The organism is Microbacterium sp. DMC48 (genome assembly GCF_056313825.1).
In genome coordinates this window covers 173,878-199,005 of record NZ_JBQUZN010000004.1, presented here as the reverse complement: position 1 = coordinate 199,005, position 25,128 = coordinate 173,878, and the positions used below count along the sequence as shown (strand labels likewise).

General features: G+C 68.9%; 27 protein-coding genes and 1 tRNA gene. 9 read left to right on the top strand and 19 right to left on the bottom strand.

The window, feature by feature from the left end:
- The first annotated feature begins 254 nt into the window (after window positions 1–254).
- The 3 genes from ACT53O_RS06190 (at window position 255) to ACT53O_RS06180 (ending at window position 2,600) form a co-directional block, all read left to right on the top strand.
- Window positions 255–386 (top strand): hypothetical protein, encoded by a 132-nt coding sequence (locus ACT53O_RS06190; RefSeq protein WP_255266054.1) that lies wholly within the window; start codon window positions 255–257, stop codon window positions 384–386.
- 58 nt (window positions 387–444) lie between these two features.
- The gene (locus ACT53O_RS06185; RefSeq protein WP_476151595.1) at window positions 445–1,530 is read left to right on the top strand and encodes a GNAT family N-acetyltransferase; all 1,086 of its coding nucleotides are present in this window, start codon (window positions 445–447) and stop codon (window positions 1,528–1,530) included.
- 104 nt (window positions 1,531–1,634) lie between these two features.
- Entirely contained in the window at window positions 1,635–2,600 is a 966-nt protein-coding gene (locus ACT53O_RS06180; protein WP_476151594.1) for an N-acetyltransferase family protein, read from the top strand.
- Here ACT53O_RS06180 and mutM read toward each other — a convergent pair.
- The 6 genes from mutM to ACT53O_RS06150 are packed head-to-tail and all read right to left on the bottom strand — an operon-like array spanning window position 2,593 to window position 7,722.
- Complete coding sequence (gene mutM, locus ACT53O_RS06175) at window positions 2,593–3,498, bottom strand: bifunctional DNA-formamidopyrimidine glycosylase/DNA-(apurinic or apyrimidinic site) lyase (RefSeq protein ID WP_476151593.1); 906 nt, start codon at window positions 3,496–3,498, stop codon at window positions 2,593–2,595. The genes ACT53O_RS06180 and mutM overlap by 8 nt on opposite strands.
- On the bottom strand, window positions 3,491–4,183 hold the full coding sequence (rnc, locus tag ACT53O_RS06170) for a ribonuclease III (RefSeq protein WP_112931386.1): 693 nt from the start codon (window positions 4,181–4,183) through the stop codon (window positions 3,491–3,493). Before rnc ends, mutM begins: the two co-directional genes overlap by 8 nt.
- 16 nt (window positions 4,184–4,199) lie before the next feature.
- Window positions 4,200–4,409, bottom strand: coding sequence for a 50S ribosomal protein L32 (rpmF, locus tag ACT53O_RS06165; RefSeq protein WP_005050211.1), 210 nt, complete (start codon window positions 4,407–4,409; stop codon window positions 4,200–4,202).
- A gap of 2 nt (window positions 4,410–4,411) precedes the next feature.
- Complete coding sequence (locus tag ACT53O_RS06160; RefSeq protein ID WP_036316584.1) at window positions 4,412–4,960, bottom strand: YceD family protein; 549 nt, start codon at window positions 4,958–4,960, stop codon at window positions 4,412–4,414.
- 52 nt (window positions 4,961–5,012) lie between these two features.
- Window positions 5,013–5,510, bottom strand: coding sequence for a pantetheine-phosphate adenylyltransferase (gene coaD, locus ACT53O_RS06155; RefSeq protein ID WP_036285302.1), 498 nt, complete (start codon window positions 5,508–5,510; stop codon window positions 5,013–5,015).
- Window positions 5,511–5,544: 34 nt separating this feature from the next.
- Window positions 5,545–7,722, bottom strand: a complete 2,178-nt coding sequence (locus ACT53O_RS06150; protein ID WP_476151592.1) for an ATP-dependent DNA helicase RecG — start codon at window positions 7,720–7,722, stop codon at window positions 5,545–5,547.
- A gap of 93 nt (window positions 7,723–7,815) precedes the next feature.
- On the opposite strand from ACT53O_RS06150, the gene ACT53O_RS06145 reads away from it, so the two are divergent.
- Entirely contained in the window at window positions 7,816–8,409 is a 594-nt protein-coding gene (locus tag ACT53O_RS06145) for a 1-acyl-sn-glycerol-3-phosphate acyltransferase (RefSeq protein ID WP_112931384.1), read from the top strand.
- 9 nt (window positions 8,410–8,418) lie between these two features.
- Window positions 8,419–8,979 carry a 16S rRNA (guanine(966)-N(2))-methyltransferase RsmD gene (gene rsmD, locus ACT53O_RS06140; protein WP_112931383.1) on the top strand — a complete coding sequence of 187 codons (561 nt, stop codon included), beginning with the start codon at window positions 8,419–8,421 and terminating at the stop codon, window positions 8,977–8,979.
- Window positions 8,980–9,031: 52 nt separating this feature from the next.
- Here the strand turns inward: rsmD and thiL are convergent, their stop codons facing one another.
- Complete coding sequence (gene thiL / locus ACT53O_RS06135; protein WP_476151591.1) at window positions 9,032–10,015, bottom strand: thiamine-phosphate kinase; 984 nt, start codon at window positions 10,013–10,015, stop codon at window positions 9,032–9,034.
- Between the two features lie 22 nt (window positions 10,016–10,037).
- Here thiL and ACT53O_RS06130 point away from each other — a divergent pair, with 22 nt between their 5' ends.
- Complete coding sequence (locus tag ACT53O_RS06130; protein ID WP_239498581.1) at window positions 10,038–10,517, top strand: DUF3515 family protein; 480 nt, start codon at window positions 10,038–10,040, stop codon at window positions 10,515–10,517.
- A gap of 18 nt (window positions 10,518–10,535) precedes the next feature.
- Here the strand turns inward: ACT53O_RS06130 and ACT53O_RS06125 are convergent, their stop codons facing one another.
- The 7 genes from ACT53O_RS06125 to ACT53O_RS06095 form a co-directional block, all read right to left on the bottom strand.
- Complete coding sequence (locus tag ACT53O_RS06125) at window positions 10,536–11,618, bottom strand: D-alanine--D-alanine ligase family protein (RefSeq protein ID WP_476151590.1); 1,083 nt, start codon at window positions 11,616–11,618, stop codon at window positions 10,536–10,538.
- Window positions 11,518–12,654, bottom strand: coding sequence for an NAD(P)H-dependent glycerol-3-phosphate dehydrogenase (locus tag ACT53O_RS06120; RefSeq protein WP_036318212.1), 1,137 nt, complete (start codon window positions 12,652–12,654; stop codon window positions 11,518–11,520). The genes ACT53O_RS06125 and ACT53O_RS06120 overlap by 101 nt, the downstream gene beginning before the upstream one ends.
- Window positions 12,644–13,432 (bottom strand): lysophospholipid acyltransferase family protein, encoded by a 789-nt coding sequence (locus ACT53O_RS06115; protein WP_036318213.1) that lies wholly within the window; start codon window positions 13,430–13,432, stop codon window positions 12,644–12,646. The genes ACT53O_RS06120 and ACT53O_RS06115 overlap by 11 nt, the downstream gene beginning before the upstream one ends.
- On the bottom strand, window positions 13,429–14,787 hold the full coding sequence (gene murA, locus ACT53O_RS06110; protein WP_036318214.1) for a UDP-N-acetylglucosamine 1-carboxyvinyltransferase: 1,359 nt from the start codon (window positions 14,785–14,787) through the stop codon (window positions 13,429–13,431). The genes ACT53O_RS06115 and murA overlap by 4 nt, the downstream gene beginning before the upstream one ends.
- Before the next feature lie 78 nt (window positions 14,788–14,865).
- The gene (gene leuD, locus ACT53O_RS06105) at window positions 14,866–15,462 is read right to left on the bottom strand and encodes a 3-isopropylmalate dehydratase small subunit (RefSeq protein ID WP_039415529.1); all 597 of its coding nucleotides are present in this window, start codon (window positions 15,460–15,462) and stop codon (window positions 14,866–14,868) included.
- 1 nt (window position 15,463) lies between these two features.
- Window positions 15,464–16,909, bottom strand: a complete 1,446-nt coding sequence (leuC, locus tag ACT53O_RS06100) for a 3-isopropylmalate dehydratase large subunit (protein ID WP_039415531.1) — start codon at window positions 16,907–16,909, stop codon at window positions 15,464–15,466.
- A 150-nt stretch (window positions 16,910–17,059) separates the two neighbouring features.
- Window positions 17,060–18,058, bottom strand: coding sequence for a TerC family protein (locus tag ACT53O_RS06095; protein WP_294944121.1), 999 nt, complete (start codon window positions 18,056–18,058; stop codon window positions 17,060–17,062).
- Between the two features lie 221 nt (window positions 18,059–18,279).
- Between ACT53O_RS06095 and ACT53O_RS06090 the strand changes: the two genes are divergently transcribed.
- Window positions 18,280–18,843 carry an RNA polymerase sigma factor gene (locus ACT53O_RS06090; RefSeq protein ID WP_347417261.1) on the top strand — a complete coding sequence of 188 codons (564 nt, stop codon included), beginning with the start codon at window positions 18,280–18,282 and terminating at the stop codon, window positions 18,841–18,843.
- The gene (locus ACT53O_RS06085) at window positions 18,840–19,952 is read left to right on the top strand and encodes a DUF4349 domain-containing protein (protein ID WP_476151589.1); all 1,113 of its coding nucleotides are present in this window, start codon (window positions 18,840–18,842) and stop codon (window positions 19,950–19,952) included. The genes ACT53O_RS06090 and ACT53O_RS06085 overlap by 4 nt, the downstream gene beginning before the upstream one ends.
- A 63-nt stretch (window positions 19,953–20,015) precedes the next feature.
- Here the strand turns inward: ACT53O_RS06085 and ACT53O_RS06080 are convergent.
- A tRNA-Glu gene (locus ACT53O_RS06080) sits at window positions 20,016–20,091 on the bottom strand.
- A gap of 120 nt (window positions 20,092–20,211) precedes the next feature.
- Here ACT53O_RS06080 and ACT53O_RS06075 point away from each other — a divergent pair.
- Complete coding sequence (locus ACT53O_RS06075; protein WP_112931373.1) at window positions 20,212–20,850, top strand: MBL fold metallo-hydrolase; 639 nt, start codon at window positions 20,212–20,214, stop codon at window positions 20,848–20,850.
- Between the two features lie 71 nt (window positions 20,851–20,921).
- Here the strand turns inward: ACT53O_RS06075 and ACT53O_RS06070 are convergent, their stop codons facing one another.
- Genes ACT53O_RS06070 through ACT53O_RS06055 form a run of 4 tightly spaced genes read right to left on the bottom strand, consistent with a single transcriptional unit; the run spans window position 20,922 to window position 25,037 of the window.
- Complete coding sequence (locus tag ACT53O_RS06070) at window positions 20,922–21,194, bottom strand: HPr family phosphocarrier protein (RefSeq protein WP_036318222.1); 273 nt, start codon at window positions 21,192–21,194, stop codon at window positions 20,922–20,924.
- A 41-nt stretch (window positions 21,195–21,235) separates the two neighbouring features.
- Window positions 21,236–23,272 carry a PTS fructose transporter subunit IIABC gene (locus ACT53O_RS06065; protein WP_112931372.1) on the bottom strand — a complete coding sequence of 679 codons (2,037 nt, stop codon included), beginning with the start codon at window positions 23,270–23,272 and terminating at the stop codon, window positions 21,236–21,238.
- 38 nt (window positions 23,273–23,310) lie between these two features.
- Entirely contained in the window at window positions 23,311–24,258 is a 948-nt protein-coding gene (locus ACT53O_RS06060; RefSeq protein ID WP_112931371.1) for a 1-phosphofructokinase family hexose kinase, read from the bottom strand.
- Window positions 24,255–25,037: a DeoR/GlpR family DNA-binding transcription regulator gene (locus ACT53O_RS06055; protein ID WP_036318225.1), complete on the bottom strand. Its 783-nt coding sequence runs from the start codon at window positions 25,035–25,037 to the stop codon at window positions 24,255–24,257. Before ACT53O_RS06055 ends, ACT53O_RS06060 begins: the two co-directional genes overlap by 4 nt.
- Between the last annotated feature and the right edge of the window lie 91 nt (window positions 25,038–25,128).

Here is a 25,128-nt window from a genome sequence, read left to right as displayed (position 1 = left end):
CCACCGGCCGCATCGCATCCGCGATGCGTTCCTTCTGGTTCCGTGAGCCCGCGGGGGCCGTCTCCTTCGACGCCTTCCGCGGCGCCTGCTGACGCGATCAGAGGAGAACTCCGCCCTCGCCTCGTCGAGGTGCGAGTTCGCTCTCACACACAGCCTTCCGGCACCCACGTCTTCTCGTTGCGTGTGCCCCCGCCGCAGCCCGGCCTCTCACTCTGCCCGCCGCGCATCCGCGCGCACCCACCGAAAGCACCACGATGCATACCTTCATCGCGTCGGTCCTGCACGCCAACGACCCCGAACGCCGCCGCATCCGTCTCGCCGAGCGCGAGCGCGAGCAGCGCGAGCTCGAATGGCAGCGTCGCCGACAGATCCTTCCGTACCTCTGATCCGCCCCGGGCCGGGGCGTCCGACCGCGACGCCCCGGCCCCATCTCAAGGACATCTCATGACCACCGCGATTCCCGGACTCCAGTTCCGCCCCCTCACGATCCCTGCCTCCATGGATGCCGGCGACGCCGCCGACTTCCGCGAGTTCACCCGCGTACGCAACCTCGTCTATCGCGAGATCGCCGGCAACGACGACGACGCGATGACGCCGGAAGAACTGCTGCCGCATTACCAGCCGGATCCGAACGAGATCCGTCGTGCGTGGGCGGTGATCGTCGACGACGAGTTCGTCGGTCGCGTCGGCGTCGATCTGCCGCTGGAAGACGGATCTCGCACCGCCTTCTGGCTTGTCGAACTGCTCCGCTCGTACCACGGTCGCGGCATCGGATCCGCCGGCTACGCCCTGATCGAGCAGACCGCACGCGAACACGATCGCACGATCCTGCAGTCGTGGGCGCAGCATCCGGATGCCGACGGCGAGCGGTTGAGTGCACCCACCGGCTACGGAACGATTCCGCGCGACCATGCGGCGCGCTTCTACCTGCGCCACGGCTACACCCTGGAACAGATCGAGCGTCAGAGCGAGCTGATCCTCGCGGGCGTCGACACGAACATCGACCGCCTTCTCACCGAGGCTGTGACGGCATCGGGCGGATACCGCGTCGTCCAATGGCAGGGCGTGACGCCGGCGGCGCATGTCGAGGCGTACGCCTGGATGAAATCCCGCATGTCGACGGACGCACCGAGCGCCGATCTCGACTTCGACGAGGAGAACTGGGATGCCGAGCGGGTCGCTCGCCACGACGCCAAGTACGTCCAGTCGGGCCGCACCAAACTCGTCACCGCGGCCCAGCATATCGACAGCGGTCACCTGGTGGCATTCAACGAGCTCGTCCTCGGCACCGATGCGACCGGTCCGAGTCACCAGGAGGACACCCTGGTGCTTCGCGAGCACCGAGGCCATCGGCTCGGACAGCTCGTCAAGTGCGGGGGCCTGCAGACGTGGCGCCGCGATGTCGCCCCGCAGTCGCCGAAGGTCATCACCTACAACGCGGAGGAGAACCGGCCGATGCTCGACATCAACGAGAGAATCGGCTTCGTGCCCGTCGCCTACAACGGGGCATGGAAGAAGGTGCTGACGTGATCGATGTCACCGTCCGCTCCATCCGGGTACCGCACTCGATTGATGCACCGGAAATCGTGGACCTCGAGGCGGTGCGGCAATTGCGCAATGCGCACGCTGCTCACGTGCATGGCTCGAGCGCCTATGACCTGACGCTCCCTCAGGTTCTGGCCGCGTGGCAGGATCAGTCGGATCGCCCGGTGATCGGACGTCTCGCGGAGCGCAACGGCCTCATCCTCGGTACGGCGAGCGTCGATCATCTCCCCGATGCGCAGTCTCGGACCGCGGGCGTGATGGTACGTGTGCACGCAGAACACCGCCGTCAGGGCATCGGCACGCGTCTGCTGCGCGAGGCCGAGGCCATCGCAGCCGAGTTGGGCCGCTCGGTGCTGCAGTCCTGGACCGAACACAGGCATTCCGGCGGTGCGGGCCTGCGGGCATCGACCGGATTCGGATCCGTGCCCCGCGATGCGACGGCGATGTTCGCGCGGAGACGGGGGTTCCGGTTGGAGCAGGTCTATCGTCAGAGCACCCTCGACCTCAGGTCCACTGCCCTTCACACGGATGCGCTCTGCGCGCGTGCGCGCACCCACGCCGGCGACGACTATCGCTACCTGTTCTGGCTCTCGCCCACGCCCGCAGCTCTTGCGCCCGCGCTGGCCGACCTGAAGTCGCGAATGGCCACCGACGCCCCCTCGGGCAACGTCGACGTCGAAGACGGCGAGTGGGATGCCGAGCGCATCGCGCGCATTGAGGCACACGACGCCGTCGGCGGTGTGCGGCGCCTGATCGGGGCGGTGCGGCATGAGCCGTCAGGAGTGCTCGTCGCGCTGAACGAGCTGAACGTCTCACCGGCCGATCCGACGATCGCGCACCAGAACGACACGCTCGTACGCGCGGAACATCGCGGTCGCCGGCTGGGCACGTGGGTCAAGTGCGCGACCCTCGCGCGCCTGCGCGAGTTCTTTCCGCAGGTGACGCACGTCGAGACCTACAACGCCGAGGAGAATGAACCAATGCTCGTGATCAACGAGGCCATCGGGTTCACGCCGGTGTCCTGTGCCGGCGAGTGGCAGAAGCGTCTCAGCTGAGGCGCTGGCAGCGTGGACAGTAGTGGCTGGACCGGTTCATGAACGATGCGCGCACGATGGGACGTCCGCATCGCGGGCAGGGCAAGCCGTCCCTGCCGTAGACGTTGAGCGAATGAGCGAAGTAGCCGGCCTGGCCGTTGACATTCACATACTGCGCGTCGAAGCTGGTTCCGCCTTCGGCCAAGGCCTTCAGCAGCACGGCCCGCACCTCGGCGAACAGGCGGGTCACGTCGCGCTCGTTGAGGGCAGCGGCGGGCGACTCGGGGTGGATCCGCGCAGCCCACAGCGCCTCATCCGCGTAGATGTTCCCGACGCCGCTGAGCACGGTCTGATCGAGAAGCACGCGTTTGATCGCGGAACGCTTCGCCCGCACGCGATCCCGGACGGCGGCGTCATCGAAGGCGTCATCGAGCGGGTCTCGCCCGATGTGGGCGACTTGCGAGGGGACGAGCGCCTCGGCGCTCCCCCACCCGCCGGCATGGCCGTCGGCGGTGGGCACCAGTTCGTCGATCGCGAGGGATCCGAAGGTCCGCTGGTCGGAGAAAACCACGGCGAGCTCTCCGTGCTCAGGGTGATCGATATCGATGCGCACGCGTTCGTGACGCTCCGCAGGCGCGCCCGGAGCACGCAGCAGCATCTGACCGCTCATCCCGAGGTGGGCGATGATCGCACGACGGGCCGTAGCGGATGCCGGAGCCAACGGCATCCACAGGAACTTCCCGCGCCGCGCCACACTCGTCACCCGTCGACCCACCAGCTCGCGTTCGAACGAGACGGCGTCGCCGTCGTGGCGCGTCAGCGCTCGCGGGTCCCGCGCATCGACCCCGATGATGCGGGCGCCGGCAAGCGCCGGGGCGAGTCCAGCGCGGACGACTTCGACTTCGGGAAGCTCAGGCACGATCGCTGAGAAGGCGCCAGAGCGTCAGCGCCGCCGCCATCTCCGCCTGCTTCTTGCTGGACCCGACGCCCGCCGCAGACGCCTCGCCGACGCTCACCGTCGCGGTGAACACGCGATTGTGATCGGGGCCTTCGGCGGTGATCACGTACGACGGCGGCGCGAGGGTGAGCCGCGCTGCGAGCTCCTGGAGGCTTGTCTTCGGATCCATCGCGGCGCCGTAGCGGTCGGGGTCCGCCATCAGCGGCTCGACGAGGCGCAGCACGAGTGCCGTGGCCGCTTCCGGCCCGGAGGAGAGGAATGTGGCGCCGATGACCGCTTCCATCGTGTCGGCAAGGATCGAGTCCTTGTCGCGCCCACCGGTCTGATCCTCACCGCGTCCGAGCCGCAGGTGCGCGCCCAGGTCGATACCGCGGGCGACCTCGGCGAGAGCGACGGTGGAGACCACGCTCGCCCGGCGCTTGGCCAGGGCACCCTCCTCCAGTTCAGGGTGCGTCAAGAACAGGTGCACCGTCACCGCTTGACCGAGGATCGAGTCCCCGAGGAACTCCAGTCTCTCGTTGTGCGGGATCCCGCCGTTCTCGTAGGCGAACGAGCGGTGCGTCAGCGCAACCGACAGAAGCTCGGGGTCGATATCGACCCCGAGCTTGTCGGAGAGCACACGGTGCTCGATCACGGCATCCGCCATCAGATGGCCGCCGCGATCAGATGTCTGCGACCTTGCGGCCCTTGTACTCGAGGAACAGCTCGGTACCCTGCGAGTCGGTCACGACCTTCGCCTGGTGGGGACGGCTGTAGACGACCTTGCCGTTCTCGACGGTCTTGACGAGCGTGGGCGCCTCGGCCTTCCACTGTGCGCGACGCGAACGAGTGTTGGAGCGGGAGACCTTCCGCTTCGGGGGGTTACCTGCCATGGCTAGCTCTTCTCTGTATCGGTGGCGACGCGGCTCGAGGCCTCGTCGTCAGGGTCTGGGGTGAGGGCCTTCAGCGCGGCCCAGCGCTCGTCGATCGGGATCTCCGGCACGGTTCCTGCGGCCAGCCTCTCACCCGTGATGGGGTCGAGCCCCGGGCAGTCCGGCTGGCACACCGGCTGGAACGGAAGCGAGAGGACGATCGCATCCCTGACCGGAGTTTCAAGATCCACGTGGTCGTCTTGAACCTCGAAGTCGATCGCTTCCGTCCCAGGATACCCGAAGAGCTCTTGAAACTCGACTTCGACAGGCCGGGCGATGTCGGTGAGGCATCGACCGCAGACCCCGGAGTACTCGGTGTCGATCTCGGCGGTCACCAGAATGCCCTCGTGGACCGACTCGAGACGAACGGCCAGCTCGATGGGCTCACCCTCGGCAACGGAGACGAGTCCCTCGCCCCATTTCGCCGGCGCGGGGACCTCGATGTCGAACTCGCGCATCTCCCCCGCACGATGCGAGATATCGCGCACCGGGAACACGAACGGACCGCTCACATGCTTTCTGACCACCACGCAATGCTAGCCGCCCCGCGGGCATCGACGGCGGTCAGCCCGCCCGTCCCCCTGTATCGAGGAAGCGGGCGACCGGCCCCGGCACGAACGGCGAGACATCGCCGCCCAAAGCGGCCACTTGTCGCACGAGAGAACTCGACACCAGTGCGTGCGCAGGGTCGGGCAGCAGGAACACCGTCTCGATCTCGGCCAGGTGCCGGTTGACGATCGCCATCGGCGTCTCGTAGGCGACGTCGATCTGGGACCGGATGCCCTTGACGAGCACGCCGGCGTCGACGTCCTGGGCATAGTCGACCAGAAGCCCGACGCTCCAGGAGGCGACGACGACATTGCCTTCGACGCCTTCCTCCCCGATCGACTGCTCGAGCAGACTCAGCCGCTGTGCGATCGGCAGCATGGCCTCTTTGCCCGGGTTGTGTACGACGAGCACGTGCAGCTCGTCGTACAGGGCCGCGGCGCGGCGGATGACGTCGAGATGTCCGAGGGTCGGCGGATCGAACGAACCGGGGACCACCGCGATGCGGTTGTTCATGCCGCCAGCCTAGCGGCGTCACTTTCGAGCCCCATCAGCTCTTGGACAGGGCCGCCCGTTCCTGTTGCCCGATGCGCCGCTCGATCGCTGCGACGAGGCCGGGGTGGTCTTCGAGCATCGGGTCGCGGGAGAGCACGTCTGCCGCCGCCGCACGGGCTCGCGCGATCAGATCGGCATCCTGGACGACGCGAAGAAGCCGCAGAGAGGTGCGCGCCCCCGACTGGGCATCTCCGAGCACGTCGCCCTCTCCGCGCAGTTCGAGGTCGATCTCGGCGAGCAGGAAGCCGTCCGTCGTGGACGCGACCGCCTCCACGCGAGACCGGGCCGGCGTCCCTTCCGGCGCCTCCGTGACGAGAAGACACAAGCCGGCGACCGCACCGCGACCCACCCGCCCGCGAAGCTGGTGCAGCTGCGAGACGCCGAACCGATCGGCCTCCATGATGATCATCGTCGAGGCATTGGGCACGTCGACGCCGACTTCCACCACCGTGGTCGCCACGAGGACGTCGATCTGGCCGGCCGCGAACGCCTGCATGACGGCATCCTTCTGCTCCCCCGACATCTTCCCGTGAAGAATCTCGACGCGCAGGCCGTCGAAGAGGGAGATGCCGTCGAGCATCTGTGCGACCTGGACGACACCCCATCGTGTGCGCGGCTGTTCGCCCTCGGGCGCGCCCACATCGACGGGAACGTCCTCCGCGGCATCCTTCGCCGTGGTACCGACGGCTTCGGCGTCGATGGCGGCACAGACGACGAAGACCTGGTGTCCGGCGGCCACCTCCTCGGCGGCGCGCTCCCACACGCGTCCGAACCAGCCGGGCTTTTCCGCGAGCGGTGCGACGTGCGTCGCGATGCCCGCTCTCCCGCTCGGAAGGGTGCGGATGGTGGAGACGTCCAGGTCTCCGAATACGGTCATCGCGACCGTGCGAGGAATGGGTGTCGCGGTGAGCACCAGCACGTGCGGCGCCGTCCCTTTCGCTCGCAGCGTCTCGCGCTGCTCGACGCCGAAACGGTGCTGCTCGTCGACGACGACGAGCCCCAGGTCGGCGAACGTCGTCGACGCGCTCAGCAGGGCATGCGTTCCCACGACGATCCGCGCCTGTCCTGACGCCACCCGCAACGCCGCTTTGCGTCGTTCGGCGGCGGGCAGCTGCCCGGTCAGCAGAGTAGGCATCAGATCCGGAGCGAGCTGCGGTCCCAGCATCCGCGCGATCGAGCGCACGTGCTGCGCCGCGAGCACCTCGGTGGGGGCGATCAGCGCAGACTGCCCACCGGACTGCGCGACCTGCAGCATGGCGCGCAGCGCCACGAGCGTCTTTCCCGAACCGACCTCTCCCTGAACAAGACGGTTCATCGGCCACGGACCTTCCAGATCGGCGGCGATCTGCGCACCGACGGCCTCCTGGTCGGGGGTCCGGGTGAACGGCAGGCGCGAATCGAAGTCGTCCAACAGTGCGCCGGCCGGACGCGAGGTCGCGGCCATCGCCCGCACGGTCTGCCGCTGCTGGAGCAGCGCGGTCTGCAGGATGAACGCCTCGTGCATGCGCAGCGTGCGACGCGCGTCGTCGATCTGCTCGAAGCTCTCGGGCCCGTGGATCCGCCGCAGAGCCGTGGTCGCATCGAGCAGACCCTCATCGGCGCGCAGGGAGTCGGGCAGCGGGTCGGAGACCGGCGCCAACGCAGCCAGCACCGTGGCGACGGCCTTCTGCACCTGCCATGTCGCCACCGTGCTGGTCGCCGGGTAGATGGGAATCGGGGTGTGCTGCTGCGCCTGGGCGTTCAACCTCGCCGCGTCGGCATCGTCGAAGAGCGTGTAGTCGGGATGAGCCAGCTGCTGGTGCCCCTGGAACTGGCCGACCTTCCCCGAGAACATCCCCTGACGGCCCACCTGGAGATCGTTGGCGCGCCACGCCTGGTTGAAGAACGTGAGCGTCAGTGCTCCCGCGCCGTCGCTGATCACGACCTCGAGAAGAGAACCGCGCCGTTGACGCATCTGTCGTGACGACACCGAGCGCACTTCGGCGACGATCGTGACCTGCTCGCCCAGCGGCAGCGAGTCGATCGGCGTGAGCTCGCCGCGTCGGGCGTATCGCCGCGGGTAGTGCGTCAGGAGATCGGCCACCGTGCTCATGCCGAATGCCCGATCGAACAGCTTCGCGGTCGCAGCTCCCAGCGCATCGACAAGACCGGTGTCGAGCGTGATCGCGGGCATGCTCCGAGTCTATTGAGGCCCACCGACGCCGTAGCCGTCCCCGGGCGATCGGACATGCACGGATCGTCCAGGAGACACCCGTAGAGTCGGCTCGTGATCCGCCGCACCGTTGCCCGCGTATTCTGGTCGTGCAGCCGGTGGCGGCTGGCGACGACCCCCGCTCCGGAGCGCCCCACCGTACTCATCGGCGCGCCGCACACGTCCAACTGGGACTTCGTGTTCATGCTCGCCATCTCGTGGCGTCTGGGGATGCGCATCCACTGGCTCGGCAAGGACACGCTCTTCCGCGGCTGGCGACGACCCGTCATGAACGCTCTCGGCGGCATCCCCGTCGACCGTGCCGACGCAGGCCGCGTGGTCGAGGACATCGTCGCCCGCATTCGCGCCGGGGAGGTCTTCGGCCTCGTGGTCACTCCCGACGGCACCCGCGGGGGCAACGCGTTCTGGAAGAACGGCTTCTACCGCATCGCCCGCGAGACCGGCATGCCGCTGACGCTCGGCTACGTCGACCGTACGACGATGACGACCGGGCTCGGGCCGACCCTGGCTCTCACGGGTGACGTGGCCCGCGACATGGACGCCATCCGTGCCTTCTACGCCGACAAGGCGGGCTTTCGGCCGGAGCGCCGCACCGAGCCCCGGCTCCGCGACGAGACGGGCGCGGCGGGTCCGTCAGACCACGGTTAGGGTGAACACGTGACGCGCATCATCTCCGGAGCCGCCGGTTCGCTCACGCTCGGTGTCCCGGATGCCGGTACGCGCCCGACCAGCGACCGCGTGCGTGAATCGCTCTTCGGCGCTCTCGACGCGGCCGACGTCGTCGACGGAGCCGCCGTGCTGGATCTTTTCGCGGGTTCGGGCGCCCTGGGGCTCGAGGCAGCCAGCCGGGGCGCGGCATCCGTCGATCTCGTCGAGAAGGCGCCGCGCGCCGCGGCCGTCGCCGACCGCAACGCTCACACCGTTGCGAAAGTGCTCCCGGGCACGCCGATCCGGGTGCACCGCAGCTCCGTCGAGGCGTACCTGCGGGCCGCCGCCCGCACGTTCGATCTCGTCTTCATCGATCCGCCGTACGACCTCGCCGACACCGAACTCGCTCGCGTGCTGGAACTGCTCGCGCCGCGACTGGGGCCCGACGCGCTCGTGGTCGTCGAGCGCGCGACCCGCTCCGGCGCCCCCACGCTGCCCGACGCGCTGCAGTACGAGCGTGACAAGAGCTACGGCGACACGACGCTGTGGTGGGTACGCCCGCGGGCCTGAGACGACGGCGATCGACCGCGCCGTCGCCGCGGTGCGCGGCGCCTCGGCCGCATCAGCCGCGGGCCGCGTCCCAGTCCCGGTGCGGATCCCACCCGCCGACGCCGGCTGACGCCGCACCTCCGACGGTGACGTGTGGCGTCGCGTCGGCGATCACGGTGCCGATGCGCCGGAAGCCCTCCGGCAGGGCGGCTCCGGACGGGAACGTGGCGAGCAGCTCGTGATCCTCCCCGCCGCGAAGCGCCATCTCGTCCAGCTCCGGGCTCAGATCGATCCGCACGCCGGACGCTTCCGCCATACGCGTCGCATCCAGCAGAAGTCCGTCGGACACGTCCATCATCGCGGTCGCGCCCGAGCGCGCGGCCAGAGGACCGAGCGCGAGCGGCGGGCGCGGACGCAGCTGGGCAGCGAGATCGGCGCGCTCACGGTCGGTGAGGACCGACGGATCGACGGCGAGGGGGCGGCCCTCGGCATCGCGGAAGCGATCGAACAGCAGGGCCAGACCGCGCCCGGCCGCCCCCAGGTGCCCCGTCACCGCGACGACGTCACCGGGCCGCGCCCCGCACCGCCGCACCGGCTCGACGCCATCCAGCGCTCCGAGCACCGTGACCGCGATCGTCAGCGTGTCGGATGCCGCGAGATCCCCACCCTCCACCGCGCATCCCGGCGCGAGTGCGTCGCACGCCGCCCGCAGTCCGCGCGCGAGAGACTCGACGAACGCGACCGGCGTGTCATCGGGAAGCGTGAGAGCCACCACCAGCGCGGTCGGGCGGGCGCCCATCGCGGCGATGTCGGAGAGGTTGACCGCGGCGGCCTTCCAGCCCAGGTCCTCCCCGCTCGACCACGCGAGCCGGAAATCGGGGCCGTGCACGAGCGTGTCGGTCGAGAGCACGACGCGGCCGTCCGGAGCCGCCAGCACCGCGGCATCGTCGCCGGGCCCGACGAGCGCGCGCGACGAGCCGTCGAGGACGGCGAAGATGCGCGACAAGAGCTGCCGCTCCCCCAGGTCGCGGACGGTCGGGGCGATCGGTGTGCTCACCGCTCCACGGTAGCCTGGAGTGATGTCCCGCTCGCGCCTGATCGTCGCCCCTCTGAGCGTGGCAGTGGCGCTCGGCATCGCCCTCGGTACCGCCGGCTGCAGCTCCACCGTCTCGATGACGCCGGCGAAGGGAGCCAACGACCCGGCATGTGCGGCGGTGACGTCTCGTCTGCCGGCCACCGTCGACGGCCAGCCGCGCCGATGGACCGACGCCCAGGCCACGGGTGCGTGGGGCAGCCCCGCCAGCGTCCTGCTGACGTGCGGGCTCGACGCGCCTGGACCGTCGACGCTCGTCTGCCAGACCGTCGACGGCATCGACTGGCTGATGGATGATTCCGAGGCGCCGAAGTACCGGTTCACCACGTTCGGCCGTACCCCCGCGGTGCAGGTGTACCTCGACTACGACGTCGTCAGCGGACGCGACGTGCTCAGCGCACTGTCCTCCGCCGTACAGCAGCTGCCCACGGACGGCCGCAGCTGCACCGCCCGCCCGTCCTCCTGAGACGACCCGTGCCGGTCGTCAGCGCACGCGCGCGAGATCGATCAGCTCGCTGATGAGGTCGCGGTAGCTCATTCCCGTCGCGATCCAGCACTTCGGAAACATCGAGATGGGCGTGAACCCCGGCATCGTGTTCACCTCGTTGACGAAGAACTCGGTTCCGGTGAAGAAGAAGTCGACTCGAGCCAGACCCTCGCCGCCCAGCGCCTCGAACGCACGGGCAGCGACGCGCTGCATCTCGGCGAGCTCACCACTCTGCAGCTGGGCGGGGCAGACGAGCTCGATGCCGGCGGCATCGAGGTACTTCGCCTCGAAGTCGTAGAAGTCCCGTCCCGTGATCACGATCTCACCGGCGACGCTGACACGCGGGGCGTCGCCGTCTCGACCGGCAAGCACGCCGCATTCGACCTCGCGGCCGACGACCGCCTGCTCGACCAGCACCGTGCCGTCTTCCGCGAAGGCGGTCGCCAGCGCGGCATCCAGCTCGCTCCACTCGGACACCTTCGACACGCCGACGCTCGACCCGGCGCGGGCCGGCTTGACGAACGCCGGCAGCCCGAGCGCGCGGATGCGCCGGTGCCACAGGTCGCTGTCACGCGCCAGCGCCGCCTCGGTGACGGTGACCCAGGGAACGACGGGAACGCCGGCAGCCTTCAGAACGCTCTTGGTGGTGTGCTTGTCCATGCCGATCGCCGACATCAGCAGCCCAGCGCCGACGTAGGGCAGATCGAGCAGCTCGAGGAAGCCCTGGATCGTGCCGTCCTCGCCGAAGCGGCCGTGCAGGATCGGGAAGACGACGTCGACGTCGCCGAGGGATCGAATGCCGTCGGCATCCTGAACGCGCAGCTCGCGGGAGCGGATGGAGTCCGGCCACAGGATGCGGGTGCCGTTGTCGACGACTTCGGGCAGGCGCTCGGGATCGAGCGCGAACTTGTCGGGATCGTCGTCTTCGAGGACGAACGCCCCCTCGCGCGTGATACCTACCGGAATGACCTCGAAGCGGTCACGGTCGATCGCCTGAAGCACGCCGCCCGCCGTCGCGGAACTGATCGCGTGCTCGCTGGAGCGCCCTCCGAAGAGCACCGCCACTACCGCTTTGTCCATTCTGGGTCCTCTCGCCCGTGGGCTTGTCGTCGTCGGTGGTGAGATGCGGCGCGATGTCGCGGGGATTCATGGTGCCGTCCAGAACCATCTTGACCTGTTCCACGATGGGCATCTGCACGCCGGACGCGCGCGCCAGCTGCAGCACCGGCGCCACCGAGGCGAGCCCTTCGGCGGTCTGGTTCATCTGCTTGACGACGTCCTGGAAGCTGTAGCCCTGGCCGAGGAGTCGCCCGGCGGTGTTGTTGCGGCTCAAGGGGGACTGACAGGTCGCGATGAGGTCGCCGAGACCGGCGAGCCCCTGCAACGTCTCGGGCTGTGCTCCTTGGGCCACGGCGAAGTCGGTCATCTCCACGAGACCGCGTGTGATGATCGACGCCTTCGTGTTCTCGCCGTACCCGACACCGTCGACGATCCCGATGGCGACGGCGATGAGGTTCTTCAGCACGCCGCCGAACTCCGTGCCGATGACGTCCGTGTTCACGAACGTGCGGAAGTAGCCGTTGCGAGCGCGACGTGCGACGGCTTCGGCGGTCTCGCGACTGGTGGAGGAGATGACCGCCGCCGTCGGCTGCTCGCGGGCGATCTCCAGGGCGAGGTTCGGCCCGGACGCGACCGCGATGCGGCCCGCGTCGCAGTGCAGCTCTTCGGCGATCACCTCGCTCATCCGCAGTCCGCTGCGCTTTTCGACGCCCTTCATCAATGACACGATCGGGGCGTCGGTGTCGCGCACCAGAGGGCGCACCGCCTTCAGATTCTGCCGGAGGGCCTGGCTCGAGATCGCGAGGTAGACCTGCGACGCACCCTCCAGCGCCTCCGAGAGGTGCGTGGTCGCCGACATCGTGCGCGGCAGGTTGATGCCGGGCAGGTACTCGCTGTTGCGGTGCCCTTCCTGGATCTCCTGGGCGAGCTCCGCGCGGCGAGCCCACATCACCACGTGAGCACCGCCATCGGCGAGCACCTTGCCGAACGTGGTTCCCCAGCTGCCCGAGCCGATCACCGCGACCCGCGGCAACGCCGACTCGCCCCTACGCGTCAAGGCGGCCCGTCTCGTTCTGCCCGTGCGCAGACGGGTTCCACCGTTCGCTCGGCGGCTGTTCATCACGCAAGGTGCCCAACAGCGCAGCGATGTCCGCCATCACGGCGTCGGTGGCGGCGACGAGGTTCGCAGACCCCGTCGCGCCGGGGCCGGTGAAGGCCGAGAGGTCGGTCGCCGGGCCGAGGGCAAGGCGAACGCGACGGCGCGGCGGCCAGAAGCGGAGCTTGCCGTACCGCGGGAGGATCTGCTGCACGCCCCAGGTCGCCGCCGGGATGACGGGAATCGGCTCACCGGCGGCCAGCGCGAGGCGCACCGCGCCGGTCTTGCCGCGCATGGGCCACATGTCGGGGTCACGCGTGAGCGAGCCCTCCGGGTAGACGATGACGCCGCGGCCATGGGTCACCAGATCCTCCGACTGCTGAAGGGTCTGCTTCGCCGCGGCCGACGACGAGGCCCGGGCGACGGGGACCATGCCGGTCGCGCGCAAGGCCGCCCCGAGCACGGGAACGCGGAACAGGCTCTCCTTCGCCATGAACCGCGGTGCGCGGCCCATACGCCACGTGCCCACCGCGATGATCAGCGGATCGAACTCGCTGTAGTGATTCGGGGCCAGCACGTAGGGGCCTTCCGCCGGAAGGTGCTCCGCACCGCTGATCTCGATCTTCGCGAACCAGCCGACTGCCGGGACGATGATCGCCGCGAGCGGCCAGAAGACCGACGGACGCGTCTTCTCCGGAGAGGCCCGGCGCCGCGGCGCCGGGCGCGCCGTGCCCGTCATCCGACGACGTCGAAGTCGGCGCCGAGGATCGTGAGCTTCTCGAGGAACTTCTCGTATCCGCGACGAATGATGTCGACGCCCGCCACGCGCGAACGCCCCTGCGCCGCCAACGCCGCGATCACATAGCTGTAGCCGCCGCGGAGGTCCGGAACGACCACATCGGCGCCGTGCAGCGGCGTCGGGCCGGTGATCACCGCAGCCTGCTCCAGCGCGCGGCGCGCCACGCGGCGATCGGGACTGGCGATGCCCTGGGGATGCACGACGATGTCGGCTCCCATCTTGTTCAAAGCCTGCGTGAAGCCGAGCCGGTTCTCGTAGACGGTCTCGTGCACCGTGGAAACGCCTTCGGCCTGTGTGAGGGCGACGATGAGAGGCTGCTGCCAGTCGGTCATGAACCCGGGGTGCACGTCGGTCTCGACGACGACGGGCTTCAACGCTCCCCCACGACGGAAGCGGATGCCGTCCTCATGGATGTCGAAGTCACCGCCGACCTTGCGGAAGACGTTGAGGAACGTGAGCATCTCTTGCTGCTTGGCACCGCCGACGAAGATGTCGCCGTCGGTGGCCAGCGCCGCGCACGCCCACGATGCGGCCTCGTTGCGGTCGAAGATGCTCCGATGGTCGTAGCCGCGGAGGGTGTCGACACCCTCGATGAAGATGACGCGGTTGGGCTCGTACGAGATGATCGCGCCCATCTTCTGCAGCACCGCGATCAGGTCCATGATCTCGGGCTCGATCGCGGCATTGCGCAGTTCGGTCGTGCCCTTCGCACGCACCGCGGTCAGCAGGACCTGCTCGGTGGCGCCCACGCTGGGGTACGGCAGGGCGATGTTCGCGCCCGTGAGCCCGTTCGGAGCAGACAGCCGGATGCCGCTGGGCAGCTTGTCGACCGTGGCGCCGAAGGCACGCAGCGCATCCAGGTGGAAGTCGATCGGACGGTCTCCGATGCGGCATCCGCCGAGGTCCGGGATGAAGGCCTGGCCGAGCAGGTGCAGCAGCGGGCCGCAGAAGAGGATCGGAATGCGGGACGCACCGGCGTGTGCGTCGATCTCTTCCATGTGCGCGGAGACCGCACCGCGCGGGTCCAGCCGCAGCACGCCTTCTCCGTCATCGGTGACAGTGACGCCGTGCACCTCGAGCAGAGAGCGGACGACCTTCACGTCGCTGATGTCGGGGACATCGCGCAGCACGCTCTCGGTCTCACCGAGCAGCGCCGCCACCATCGCCTTCGTTGCGAGGTTCTTCGCGCCCTTGACCTCGACGCGCCCCCTCAGGGGTCGTCCGCCGCGGATCTCGAGGACCGAAACCTCGCCTCCGGCGGGTGTGGACGCCGAAGCGCTCAGAAGGGTGTTCATGGATCGGACCTCACAGTGTGTGTCGAGGACGGGGATGCGAAAGACAGATGTTCGCCCCGGTTCGGGGCGCCATCCGGCCTAGCGAACGGGGAGCGTCCGCGGGCGCCACGCCTCGCGGCGCGCCTCGAACTGCGCGATCTTGTCCTCATTGCGCAGGGTCAGTCCGATGTCGTCCAGACCTTCGAGGAGCCTCCACCTAGTGTAGTCGTCGATGTCGAACGAGACCCGGAGCCCGCCGATCGTGGCGGTGCGCTCGACCAGGTCGACCGTCATCTCGATGCCCGGCTCTGCGGCGATCCGGGCCCAGATGGCCTCCACGTCGGTCTCGGAGATCACCCCCGTGACCAGGCCTTGCTTGCCCGCGTTGCCACGGAAGATGTCGGCGAACTTCGGGCTCAGCACCACCTGGAAGCCGTAGTCGCGCAGCGCCCAGACGGCGTGTTCACGACTCGAACCGGTGCCGAAGTCGGGTCCCGCCACGAGCACCGAGGCACGCGCGAAAGCCGGCTGGTTGAGGACGAAATCGGGGTCCTGTCGCCAGTTGGCGAACAGGGCGTCTTCGAAGCCGGTCTTGGTGACCCGCTTGAGATAGACGGCGGGGATGATCTGGTCGGTGTCGACCGCCGAGCGCGTCAACGCGGCCGCGATACCCGTGTGCGTCGTGAACTTCTCCATGTCAGGCCTCGACCTTCTCGACGGCGGGCAGATCGGACGGGCTGGCCAGCCGGCCCAGCACCGCCGTCGCGGCGGCGACCAGGGGCGACACCAGATGAGTGCGTCCTCCCTTGCCCTGGCGTCCCTCGAAGTTGCGGTTGCTCGTCGATGCGCACCGCTCCCCCGGGGCCAACTGATCGGGGTTCATCCCGAGGCACATCGAGCAGCCAGCGAAACGCCATTCCGCGCCGAAGGCGGTGAAGACCTTGTCGAGTCCCTCCGCTTCGGCCTCCAGACGCACTCGCGCCGAGCCGGGGACGACCATCACACGGACGTTGTCTGCCTTCTGGCGGCCTTCGATGACCGAGGCGAAGGCGCGCAGGTCTTCGATCCGGCTGTTCGTGCACGAGCCCATGAAGACGGCATCCACCGTCACGTCCTTCAGCGGCGTTCCGGCCTGCAGGTCCATGTACTCGAGAGCCCGCTCGGCGGCGGCACGCTCGTTGGCGTCCGCGAAGGATGCCGGATCGGGCACGACGTCGCTCAGCGAGACGCCCTGGCCCGGGTTGGTGCCCCACGTGACGAAGGGCTCGAGCTCGTTCGCGTCGAGGAAGACCTCGGCGTCGTAGACCGCACCCTCGTCGCTCGGAAGCGTGCGCCAGTAGGCGACGGCGTCGTCCCAGTCCTGACCCTGCGGTGCGTGGGGCTTGTCCTTGACGTACGCGAACGTGGTCTCGTCGGGGGCGATCATGCCGGCGCGGGCTCCCGCCTCGATCGACATGTTGCACATCGTCATTCGGCCCTCCATCGACAGCGACCGGATGGCGCTGCCACGGAACTCGAGCACGTAGCCCTGGCCGCCGTTGGCGCCGATCTTCGCGATGATGGCGAGGATGATGTCCTTGGCCGTGACACCCGGCTTGAGATCGCCCTCGACGGTGATCGCCATCGTCTTGAACGGTTTCAGCGGGAGGGTCTGCGTGGCGAGCACGTGCTCGACCTCGCTGGTGCCGATACCGAAGGCCATGGCGCCGAAAGCACCGTGCGTCGAGGTGTGACTGTCGCCGCAGACGACCGTGATCCCCGGCATGGTCAGACCCAGTTGGGGGCCGACGACGTGCACGATGCCCTGCTCCTTGTCGCCGAGGGAGTGCAGCCGTACGCCGAACTCCTCGGCGTTTCGGCGCAGGGTCTCGATCTGCGTGCGGCTGGTGAGATCGGCGATCGGCTTGTCGATCTCGAGCGTGGGAGTGTTGTGGTCCTCGGTCGCGATCGTCAGGTCGAGCCGGCGCACCGGACGCCCCTCGGCGCGGAGGCCGTCGAACGCCTGCGGGCTGGTCACTTCGTGCACGAGGTGCAGGTCGATGTAGATCAGGTCGGGCTGGCCGTCTTCGCCCTTCACCACGAGGTGGTCGTCCCAGACCTTCTCGGCGAGGGTCCGCGGGCGGTCGGGAATCGTTGTGCTCATGCTGTCTCGTTCTCCAGATAAGGGGATCAAGCCCGCGACGGACTCCGCGACGAGAGAGGGCTCAGAACGAGGTCTCGTCGCGGCGGCTAAGGAGAAGGCGAGCGATCCGCACCGGCTCAGACTACCACCGCGGCGATCGGCGCCGGATCGTCACCGCTCGTCGAGCGTGACGTCGCGCCCTTCCCTCCGCGCCGCGATGAGACTCGCCCCCGTGGCGACGACCATCGAGACGACGATGACGCCGAGCGACATCCACGTCGAGATGTCGGGCGCCCACGCGATGTTCTCGCCGCCGTTGATGAACGGCAGTTCGTTCTCGTGCATCGCGTGCGCGATGAGCTTGACACCGATGAAGGCGAGGATGAAGGCGATGCCGTAGTGCAGGTACTTCAGACGGTCGAGAAGGTCGCCGAGCAGGAAGTAGAGCTGGCGCAGGCCCATCAGCGCGAAGATGTTCGCCGTGAAGACGATGAAGGGGCTCTGCGTGATGCCGAAGATCGCGGGGATCGAGTCGAGCGCGAACAGCAGGTCGGTCATGCCGATCGCGACGAACACGATGATCATCGGGGTGAACATGCGCTTGCCGTCGACGACGGTGCGCACCTTCGGGCCGTCGTAGTCGTCGCTGATGTCGATCGTCCGACGCAGCAGCCGCACGACGACGGACTCCTTCTTGATCTCCTCGTCGTGGTCGCCGCCCGGGAACGCCTGCTTCCACGCGGTGTAGATGAGGAAGGCGCCGAAGATGTAGAACACCCAGCTGAACTGCTCGATGATGGCGGCCCCGGCCAGGATGAACAGTCCGCGGAGGACCAGCGCGATGATGATGCCCACCATCAGCACCTTCTGCTGGTAGCGCCGCGGCACGGAGAACTGGCTCATGATGAGCACGAAGACGAAGAGGTTGTCGATCGACAGGCTGTACTCGGTGAGCCAGCCGGCGACGAACTGGCCGGCGTACTCCCCGCCGGCGAACAGCCACATCAGTCCCGCGAAGATCAGCGCGAGAGTGACGTAGAAGACGACCCAGAGGCTCGACTCCTTCGGCGTCGGAATGTGCGGCCGCTGTGCGATGAGGGCGAGATCGGCGACGAGGATCAGCACCAGAACGATCAGCGAACCGATCTCGAACCAGACGGGGAGGTCCATGCAGGCCTTTCGAGGGGATGACGAAACGTCGAAAGTCTCTCCCCCGTCAGCGGTGCTGCGGCGCGCGCCCGGGAACCCGACGTCGGGCCCGTGGTGACGGACGCGCGAGAACGGGATACTCCCTCTCGCTGCGACAACAATACCGGCTTCGATGACGCCGAGTTCTCTGAGACGATTCGCCGCTCGCGGACACTCACCCAGTGAGAGACGATGAGGACACCATGACCGACCACTCCGGCCTGCGCACCGACGCGGAGCTGGTCGCGGCCGCGGCCGCGGGCAGCGACCTCGCCTTCCGTACGCTCTATCGCTCCTACGTGCGCGCCGTCTACGCCGTGGCGCACGCACTGGTGGGCACGGCGGCGGATGCGGAGGACGTCACACAGGAGACCTTCCTTGTGGCGTGGCGCAAGATCGGCGCGCTGCAGCTGGAGAGCGAATCCCTTCTCCCGTGGCTCGTCACCATCTGCCGCTTTCAGGCCGCGAACCGCGTCCGGCGTCAGAAGCGCGACCGCGAGCATCTGACGGCAGGAGTCGACGAGACCCTTCCTGCGGCGGTCGATGTCGAGCGCGCGGTGATCGACGCCGACCTCGCCGATCGGATCGCGGCGGAGCTGTCGGCACTCGGCCACGTGGATCAGGAGATCTTCCGCCTGTGCGCAGCCGAGGGCTACGGCTATCGCGAGGCCGCCGACCGACTCGGCATCAGTCACGGTGCGGTCCGAAATCGCCTCTCCCGCATCCGCAGCTCGCTGCGCACCACCATCACCTCGGAGGGGTCATGACCACGGAAGACAACGCACTGCCCGAGCTCGCCGACGACCGCGTGGACGTCATCGAGCAGCGGCTGTTCGCCCAGATCGCCGAGGAACGCAGCGCGCAGTGGCAGAAGGCGGAGAGAGACCGAGTGCGCGCCGTGCGCCGCGGACGTCTCTGGATGGGCGGTACCGCCGCAGCGGCGCTGGTCGCGGTCGCCGCGATCATCGCACCGTCCGCGCTGCACGCACTCTCCGGTTCCTCGGGCGCGTCGTCTGTGACATCCGTCTCTCTGGACGCCGGCAGCGCGATCGCCACCGCTCCGGATACCCGCACCGAGGGGATGAGCGGCGCAGACCCCTCCGGCGGCGGAGCAGCCTCCGATGGTGCCGTCGCGATAGCCACCGCAGAACGGCAGATCGCCGTGAGCGCGTCCGCCACCGTGGACGTGCAGGACGCGGCATCCGCGGCCCAGGCGATCGCGACGGCGGCAGCTGACGCCGGCGGATACGTCGAATCTCAGAGCACGGGGACCTCGCCCGGGCAACCGGCCGTTCCGCTGTCCGACACGGGCAAGATGATGCCCGCTCCGGCGACCGCGTGGATCACCGTTCGGGTTCCCGCCGATGCGCTGTCACAGGTCGTGACAGGACTGTCCACACTCGGCACCGTCACCGCATCGCAGACCGACCGGCGGGACGTGACGACCGAGACCCTCGATCTTCGAGCTCGTGTCGGCGCGCTGGAGACCTCGGTCGCGCGCCTGACCGACCTCATGAAGCAGTCGAGCTCGACGGCCGATCTCATCGCCGCTGAGTCCGCCCTCTCCGAACGCCAATCGGAGCTCGACTCCCTGCGTCAGCAGTTGACCTGGACCGAGTCGCAGGTCGCGATGTCGACGCTCACGGTCTCGCTCGTGGAGCCGTCCCCCGCCGTGACCGCCGACCCGGCCGGCTTCGGCGATGGCGTCGCGGCCGGGTGGAACGGACTCATCGCCACGCTCAACGCCCTGGTCGTCGCGGTCGGGTTCCTGCTCCCGTGGCTCGGCGTGGGGCTCGTCGTCACGGCCGTCGTGGTGCTCGTCGTGCGAGCGCGTCGACGCCGTCACAGCCGACGGAACGCTTCCGCGGAGGGGTGATCGGTTCCACGACGACGGCGGTGACGCACAGAAGCCCGGTCCGTCTGGACCGGGCTTCTGTCGTGGTGACCCCAGCGGGATTCGAACCCGCGTTACCGCCGTGAGAGGGCGGCGTACTAGGCCGCTATACGATGGGGCCGTACTTTTTCGCTGCGTAAGCAACCGTTCGATTATGCCATGACGATCAACGCCTCGCCAAATCGAGACCAGGACGCACCGCGGGCTTGCCCGCGTCGCTCGAGAGGCGTTGACTGACGGCATGCGCGTCACCAAACACGAACACGCCTGCCTGCGCCTCGAGCGCGACGGCAGTCAGTTGATCATCGACCCGGGAAGCTTCACGCTCCCGCTGCAGGATCTCGCCGGCACCGTGGGCGTGGTTCTCACCCATCAGCACCAGGACCACTGGACCCCGGAGCACCTGGGCGCAATCCGCGAGCACTCCCCCGACGTGCCGATCTACGGCCCCCAAGGCGTCGCCGATGCGGCGGCGGACTTCGACATCACCGTCGTCGCGCCCGGCGACAGCGTGAGCGTCGGTCCGTTCTCGCTGCGCTTCTTCGGCGGGCGGCATGCCGTCATCCATGAGTCGATTCCGGTCATCGACAATGTCGGCGTCCTGGTCGACGACGAGTTCTACTATCCCGGCGATTCGTTCTCGGCGCCCGACGGCGTCGACGTACGGCTGCTGGCGGCCCCCGTGGGCGCTCCCTGGCTGAAGATCGGAGAGGCGATCGACTTCGTCCTCGCCGTCCGTCCGGAGCACGCCTTCGCGACGCACGACATGACGCTCTCGCCCATCGGGCTGGACATGCATCGCGGAAGGCTGCAGTGGGCGACGGAGCAGGGCGGCGGACGGTTCAGACCACTCGATCCGGGCGATGCCATCGATCTCTGACCCACCGTGAACGCCGGATGCCGCGCCCGCTGGTCACTCCAGCGGGCGCGGCATCCGTTCGTGTGGGCCGATCAGGCCTCGGCGTCGTGGTCGGTCTCGAGGAACGCGACGAGCGTGTCGAGCGCGGCATCCGCGCCCTCGCCCTCAGCCTTGAGCGTGACGACGGTGCCCTGTGTGGCGCCGAGACCCATCAGCGTGAGGATGCTGCCGGCGTTGAGGTCAGGACCGCCCTCGACCGCGATCGTCACGGGGACGCCGGTCTGCTGAACCGCCTGCACGAAGAGCTTCGCGGGGCGCGCGTGCAGTCCCGAGCTGCTGGCGACGGTGGCCTGGCGTTCTGCCATGGGATCCTCCTTGGATCGGTCGTATTCTTCTGTCTTCGAGCCTAGGCGCTGACGGCTTCGGGAGAAACCGCGGCAGCGCCGGAGATACCCTCGTCGACGGCCGACCCGCGGCGCGCGAAGCGCTTGAGGGCGACGACCGAGAACGCGGCGACGACGGTACCGGCCGCGATGGCGACGAGCCACAGCCAGAAGTTGTCGATCGCGAAGAAGACGAAGACGCCGCCGTGGGGTGCCTTGCTCGTGACGGCGAAGGCCATCGAGAGGGCACCGGTGACCGCGCCGCCGAGCATCATCGACGGGATGACCCGGAAGATGTCCGCCGCAGCGAACGGGATCGCACCCTCGGAGATGAACGCCGCGCCGAGCAGCCACGCCGCCTTGCCGTTCTCTCGCTCCGGCTCGGTGAAGAGCTTGCGATCGATGACGGTCGAGGCGAGGGCCATCGCGAGCGGCGGCACCATGCCGGCGGCCATGACGGCGGCCATGATCTGCAGGTAGCGCTCGTCACCGGCGATGCCCGCGGCCAGGTTGCCCGTCGCGAACGCGTAGGCCACCTTGTTCACGGGGCCGCCGAGGTCGAAGCACATCATGAGGCCGAGGATGATGCCGAGGATGATCACACCGGCTCCGGTGAGGCCGGACAGCCAGTCGTTGAGCGCCTTGGTCAGCCACGCGATCGGTCCACCGAGGACCAGCAGCATGAGCCCGGAGGCGAAGATCGAACCCAGCAGCGGGATGATCACGACGGGCATCAGGCCACGCAGCCAGCGCGGCACGTCCAGACCGTTCAGCCAACGTGCGGCGACACCGGCGAGCAGACCGCCGACGATACCGCCGAGGAAGCCGGCGCCCATGAAGCCCGCGACGGCACCCGCCACGAAACCGGGTGCGATACCGGGGCGGTCGGCCATGCCGTACGCGATGTAGCCGGCCAGTGCCGGCACGAGGAAGCCGAATGAGAGCGCACCGATCTTGAACAGCACCGCGCCGAGGTAGACGATCAGCGATGTGTCGCCGAGGTTCCACAGCGTCGACGCACCGAGGATCTTGTCGGCGTCGAACGCGATCGTATAGCCGCCGAGCAGGAAGCCGAGTGCGATGAGCAGACCGCCGCCCGCGACGAACGGGATCATGTAGCTGACACCGGTGAGCAGGGCACGCTTGATGCTCGCGCCGTACGACTCCCCCGCACCGGACGTCGAGGTGGATGCGGCGGCTGCCGACCCGCTGACGCGCGTCGCGTTCGGGTTCTTGGCGGCGGCGATCGCCTCGGCCACCAGCTGCGCCGGCGCCTCGATGCCGCGCTTGACGCTGGCGCGCACGACGGGCTTGCCCGCGAAGCGCTGGGGCTCGCGCACGTCGACGTCGACGGCGAAGATGACGGCATCGGCCGCTTCGATGATCTTCGGGTCGAGAGCCTTGTAGCCGCTGGAGCCCTGCGGCTCGACGATCAGATCGACCCCGTCCTTGCCGCCCTGCGCGGTGAGCGCGTCGGCGGCCATGAACGTGTGTGCAATGCCGGTGGCACAGGCGGTGACGGCGACGATACGCGCCGGCCGGCCGTCGATCAGGTGAGCGCTGTCGGCCGCAGCCGCCGGAGCCGGCGTCGCCGCGGCGGGAGCACCGGTGCCCGACACGGCTGCCGTCACGAGGTCGACCACCGCTTCAGGGGTCGCCGCGGAGCGCAGCCCGGCGGTAAAGTCCTCGCGCATGAAGCTGCGGGCCAGTTGCGACAGCACCGCCAGGTGCTCCTCGGCCGCGGTGTCGGGAGCCGCGATGAGGAAGACGAGGTCGGCCGGGCCGTCGTCGGCGCCGAAGTCGATACCGGGCTTCAGACGCGCGAACGCGAGCGTCGCCTCGCGCACCGCTGCGCTCTTCGCGTGCGGGATCGCGATGCCGCCCGGGAGGCCGGTCTCGTCCGTCAGCTCGCGCTTCCAGGCGTCGGCGGCGAGGGCTGCGGCATCGGACGCCCGTCCCGCAGCCGCAACGCGGGCGGCGAGGGCGTCGATGACGGCCCGCTTGTCGGTGCCGAGCGACTCGTCAAGGCTGACGAGCGCCGGCGTGATGATCTCTGACACGGTGACCTCCAGTGGTCGTTTGGGTTCAGGGTGGGTTTTCAGAGAGCGAGGCTCCGCACCGGCACGTCGCCGGGGAGGAGATCGGTCGGGGTGGGGGCCTGTGTGCCCGGCAGCGCGGCCGCCGCCGATCCGTAGCGGATGCCGCTGCGCACCCGCTCGTCGGGAGCAGCCCCGGCGACGTCGGCGAGCAGGAAGCCGGCCAACGAGCTGTCGCCCGCACCCACGGTGCTGCGCACGCGCGTGGGCGGAGGGGTGCCGAACCAAGCTCCGTCGGCGTCGACGAGCACGGCGCCGTCGCCGCCGAGCGTGACGAAGGCGGCACCGACGCGGGCAGGGACGAGCTCGCGTGCGACGGCGAGGACGGCCTCGGGCAGGGGAAGATCTGCATCGAGAGCGACGCCGGCCAGCTCCACCAGCTCCTCGTCGTTGGGTTTGATGAGGTCGGGCAGCCCGCGCTCCACGACGGCGCGCAACGCGGCTCCCGACGTGTCGACCGCGACGCGGGGAGCAGACGCTCCGGCCGCGCGGACGGCGCCGATCACCTCGACGTAGAAGTCCTCGGCAAGGCCGGGGGGAAGCGATCCGGCCAGCACGAGCCAGTCGGCGCCGGCAGATGCGCGCACGGTCGCGTCGATGAGCGTCGCCGCGTCTTCGGCGGTGCGCGTCACCCCCGGAAGGTTGATCTTGGTCGTGACACCCTCGCGGTCGGTGAGCGTCAGGTTGGCGCGGGCCACCCCCGGCAACGGCACGGCGAGCACCGGCACGTGCGCGGAGCGCAGAACAGCCGCGAACGGGTCGTCGGCGTCCAACGGGAGGACGGCGCGCGTGGTGACGCCGGAGCCGGCCAGCACACGGGTGACATTGATGCCCTTGCCCCCGGCATCCTCGCGGACCGAGACCGCAGACTGCACTTCGCCCGCGCGGAGGGCGTCGGCCAGCGTCACGGTGCGATCGAGAGACGGATTGGCGGTCAGGGTGACGATCATGCGATCCACACCTCCACATCGGCGTCGCCGAGGGCGGCGACGAGGTCGGCAGGGGGCTCGGCGTCGGTGACGAGGATGTCGAGATCGGCGAGGCGACCGAACGAGACGAGGAGCTCGCCGTCGAACTTCTCCGCGTCTGCGAGCACCACGATGCGACGCGCCGATGCGATGACGGCGCGCTTGACGGCGGCCTCGTCCGGGTCGGGCGTGCTGAGTCCGAAGGACGCCGACAGTCCGTTCGTTCCGATGAAGGCGAGGTCGGGACGAAGGCGCGTGATCGCGTCGACCGTCTGCGCGCCCACCGCGGCGGCCGTCAATCCGCGGACACGACCGCCGATCGCGGTGAGGTTCAGCGCCGACGCGCCCGCGAGGAGGTGTGCGACCGTCATGGAGTGCGTGACCACCTCGAGCGGGTGCGAACTCGTGCTGCGCTGAGCCAGCAGACCCGCCAGAGCGGCCGTGGTGGTGCCGGCATCGATGTAGACCGAACCGTCGCCCTGGGTGCCGATGGCATCCAGGGCGCGTGCGGCGATCGCGAGCTTCGCGTCGGTGCGTCGCTGCGTGCGCTCGACGAAAGATGTCTCCGCGGTACTGACGCGGGTGCGGGCGACGGCTCCCCCGTGCACGCGGCGCACGAGACCCGACGACTCGAGCTGATCGAGATCGCGGCGCACCGTCTCGGTCGTCACGCCGAAGCGGCGAGCCAGATCGACGACGACGACCCGACCCTCAGTGGTGATCAGCTGCTCGATGAGCTGCTGTCGCTCCGTTGCGTACACGGTTCCTCCTTGAATAGCCACACGTTACAACACAAACACAGATGCATCAACACCCCTGCCGGGAAAAACCACATCACGCGCAGAAGGGCCC